The sequence below is a fragment of the Streptomyces sp. NPDC057137 genome (assembly GCF_042670825.1).
GTDB lineage: Bacteria > Actinomycetota > Actinomycetes > Streptomycetales > Streptomycetaceae > Streptomyces.
Window position 1 is genome coordinate 1 of sequence record NZ_JBHUUW010000141.1, and the last position, 2498, is coordinate 2498.

4 protein-coding genes are annotated in these 2498 nt (G+C 55.3%); all 4 read right to left on the bottom strand.

What is annotated here, in order from left to right; translation table 11 throughout:
- A partial coding sequence (locus ACFT9I_RS40200; RefSeq protein ID WP_382572860.1) for a DNA adenine methylase occupies positions 1 to 674 on the bottom strand: 674 nt, incomplete at its 3' end.
- Positions 644 to 838, bottom strand: a complete 195-nt coding sequence (locus ACFT9I_RS40205) for a Com family DNA-binding transcriptional regulator (protein WP_177339625.1) — start codon at positions 836 to 838, stop codon at positions 644 to 646. The genes ACFT9I_RS40200 and ACFT9I_RS40205, both read right to left, overlap by 31 nt.
- Before the next feature lie 133 nt (positions 839 to 971).
- Positions 972 to 1568, bottom strand: coding sequence for a tail fiber assembly protein (locus ACFT9I_RS40210; protein WP_054896582.1), 597 nt, complete (start codon positions 1566 to 1568; stop codon positions 972 to 974).
- Positions 1569 to 1576: 8 nt separating this feature from the next.
- The coding region (locus ACFT9I_RS40215) for a phage tail protein (protein ID WP_382572863.1) at positions 1577 to 2498 on the bottom strand (922 nt) is incomplete at its 5' end.

A 2498-nucleotide genomic window follows, 5' to 3' on the forward strand; every position in this document is an offset into this window, starting at 1 on the left:
GCGAATACCCTACGGATGTCAGGGTGGTCATTCAGGCTAACGATAGCCTTGCCCTTAATTTCTCTTAAAACTGTGGCCATCGCTTCGTACTGCTCCAGCCCAAACGGAACGCCGTAACCTTCGGTCTGCCAATACGGCGGGTCACAGTAAAACAGTGTGTGTTCACGGTCGTACTTCTTCATAACCTCTTGCCACCCCAAGTGCTCTATATAGGTGCTGCTCAGACGCAGGTGCGCGGCGGATAACGCTTCCTCCAGGCGAAGCAGGTTCAGTCCAGGTGGTGTCGTAGTCGCAGTACCGTAGGTCTGACCGTCGACACGGCCACCGAACGCGGACTGCTGCAGGTAATAGAACCTGGCTGCCCGCTGGATATCGGTAAGGGTCTCCGGCCTCGTCATCTGCAACCACTTAAACACCTGGCGGCTCGACAAAGCCCATTTGAATTGCCTGACAAACTCTTCCAAGTGGTTTTGCACCACCCGGTAGAGGTTGATCAAGTCACCGTTGACATCGTTAAGCACCTCGACCTCTGCCGGTACCGGTCTTAAAAAGAACAGCGCGGCGCCTCCGGCGAAAGGCTCCACATAACAACTGTGAGCCGGAAACAGCGCGAAGATACGGTCGGCGAGGCGGCGTTTGCCACCTATCCAGGGGATGATCGGTTGCGCGGACATATTGCCTCCTGAAGGCTTGGGGCGCTCGCTGGCGATGTCAGGAGGCTCTCGGCCTTCAAATGGTTAAGCGTCCGGCATCGCGGGCACTTGATCTGTAATTCCGTAAAACCACATACGGCGGCTAGCTTTCGGCCACAGTGGCCACAACGTACCTCTTGCATCATCTGCAAACCTTTTGCACTTCTGGTAGGCTTCCCAACGCTCACGTGAGCGGGAGGGCCTTGGCTGGCTTGCAGGCTATCTCTGCTGGTTGGCGGTCAGCTTAGATGCGTCTACATCTGAGCTGACAGCCCTCTTTTATTGCTGATTGCGATTGACGGGAGAAGTTGGCCAATCAATAGCTTTCGGAAAATCAGGCTGTCGCTGAATTCTGTTCAAGGCTACGCGGTAACGCTTCCATGCCTCGATTTCCAACTCATCTTCGGGTGACGCGTCGCCGAGGTCCACTGCATCTTGCAGCGGCGCCATACGCGTAGTTGCAGCCGCCAACAATCGGTCGCGCTCAGCCAGGGCTTGACTAGACAGTGCCTTAGCCTCTGCTTCTTTATCTAACTGCCAGCGATCTTCTTGCCATACGTAAAACGGGCCGGGACAGACTTCTGCTGTCAGATAATCGGGGAGCGGGCCAAGCTCTTGCCATTCGTGAGCCTTCCCATCGACTGTGCTATAGACAATGCCTCGACAATCTTGAACTAACGACCAGGTCTGATCGCTGTCGGGAGTATTGATCACCGCAAAGCCTACTTTGCTTGGCGGCGGAGCATCTACAAAGGCTCTGGCTGGAATGAGCCAGTTATCCGGATCAAGTGGGTTCGGGTCAGCAAATGCTTCACCCATGTACTCCCCCGTAACCGGATGGGCTAGGTAGATCCGCGGAGGATTAGAATTTGTCATGGTTCACCTCAGTACTTGATACACATCAGTCGCGCAACGTTTCGAGGGCGTGTCTCGGCCCCACCAGTCTTACCTGTGGAGCCCGAACTCACGTTACCGTCAACTTTAAAGTCTGCTGTTGTATTCCCTCCAGCGGCTCCTGCGGCTCCAGTCCCGTCGCTGCTGAGCGTGTGATCGTGGGCCTCGAGCATTGGGGCCTGATACGTTCCAAGACTACGACCAACATCAACACCGCGACCGTCATCAAGCCCCCGGAAGAACTCTGCGCGACTTTCGGGCAGGTTGAACGTGGTACTTCCGTCTCCCGCACCGTAAGTGGTACCAATTACTGCAAAGAGATTGGCGTAGACGGTTCTGGAAACTGCCGCACCATTTTCTTTCAGGAATCCGGCAGGCGGACGGGGGCCCGCGAAAGCGATTGAAGTGCCGATCGGCATAAGAGCATTTGGATCTAAGTTTCCGTCGTGCCATAGGGTCCGTTTCGGCGTCCACTTGCCCGAGTTCGTCACGCCGCGCACACAAATAATCACGTCATCGCGACCTTGACCTATAGCAATCTGGCCGGCACACGACTTTTCGGAATAGGGGAGATTCAAGATCGATGAGTACTGCAAAAAAGCAGTTGGCGATCCATCCATCGCGTAAAAGCCGCCGGGCAAACCAATTGTCTCGATGGGCGCTACATCAGTGGACGTGCCACCGATACCAAAGCGGCCAATTTTGACCCCATCCAGTATCCCGTAATCTGCGAGGCTCACGCCTTTGTTAGCCTTGCCAGCTAAGGCGTTTGTCACTGTGGAAGCGAAGTTCGGATCGTTACCTAGCGCGGCGGCCAACTCGTTTAATGTGTCCAGCGCTTGGGGTGAGGAACCTACCAGTGCAGAAATAGCTGTGCGAACGAACGCAGTGTTCGCGACGCGCCTAGAATTG